Genomic DNA, 1,098 nt, shown 5'->3' with positions numbered 1-1,098 from the left:
TAGGGCAGTATGTTGCGCTTCTCCGGCCATGGAGTCCCGACACCGGAGAGGCCGATGAGCCGGGAAGCCTGTGATGTGGCATGTGGGAGCTGTGTCATTCCGACTTCTCCTGTGTCATCCCAAGGCACCCCAGCCAGCAGTCGTTTGCCTGCTGGCCAGTTTGGTTGCCGCGCAGTACATCGGAAACATGACTCCGCGCCGTGGCTATCCCAGCGATCTGTCCGATGCCCGCTGGCAGCTGATCGAACCGGTGCTGACCGCCTGGCAGGCCGAGCGCCGCGGGCGTGGCCTGGACATCGGCCGCCCGCCCGAGCACGACCTGCGCTCCCTGATGGACGCTGTGCTCTACGTCGACCGCACCGGCATCCCGTGGCGATATCTGCCGCACGACTTGCCTCACTGGCGAACCACCTACGGCTACTTCGCGGCCTGGCAGAAGGACGGCATCTTCGAGCAGCTCGCCGGCCTCCTGCGGCACCTGGTCCGTGAGGCCGAAACGCCGAGCCCTCCGCGTGCGTGCTGGACTCCCAGACCGTCCAGACCTCCGCCAATGTGCACCTCGCGGACCAGGGCACGGACGCGGGGAAGCGCATCATCGGCCGCAAGCGCCACCTCGGCACGGACACCCTCGGCACTGCTGCTGACCGTCATGGTCACCACTGCGGGCATGTCCGACACTGCGGCTGGCGTCCACCTGCTTTCCCGGATCGCCGCAGCCCACCCCCACGTCACGAAGGCGTGGGTGGATTCCGGCTACCGCACCACCACCACCGACCACGGCGCCCCTGGACATCGACGTCCACCCCGTCCAGCGGCCCCCGGGCACCCGAGGATTCACGGTGATCCCGAGGCGCTGGACGATCGAGCGGACCTTCGGCTGGTTCATGCACCACCGCAGGTTCGCCCGTAAGAGCCCCGGGGCTCGTTGCACGAGCCCGGTCCACCATGCACGGAAGCGTTTGTAACCCCACAGCCGTTTGTACTTCTTCCGCGCCCATCGCATCAGGTAGGTATTGATGCGTCGCAGGAAGGGATACAACTGCGACCGGTAGAACCGGCCGTAGTACCTCATCCAGCCCGACACGATCGGATTGATCC

At 66.4% G+C, this 1,098-nt stretch carries 2 pseudogenes; one reads left to right on the top strand and one right to left on the bottom strand.

The window, feature by feature from the left end:
• Nucleotides 1-187: 187 nt before the first annotated feature.
• Nucleotides 188-908 (top strand): annotated as a pseudogene (locus V7793_RS37810) (IS5 family transposase); the annotation flags it as partial.
• A gap of 107 nt (nucleotides 909-1,015) precedes the next feature.
• On the opposite strand, the pseudogene V7793_RS38340 reads toward V7793_RS37810, so the two are convergent.
• Nucleotides 1,016-1,072: pseudogene (locus V7793_RS38340) on the bottom strand (hypothetical protein); the annotation flags it as partial.
• Nucleotides 1,073-1,098: the final 26 nt, after the last annotated feature.

The sequence above is a fragment of the Streptomyces sp. KLMMK genome, assembly GCF_036961605.1.
GTDB classification, from domain to species: domain Bacteria; phylum Actinomycetota; class Actinomycetes; order Streptomycetales; family Streptomycetaceae; genus Streptomyces; species Streptomyces telluris.
This window is presented reverse-complemented; position numbering and strand designations above follow the sequence as displayed.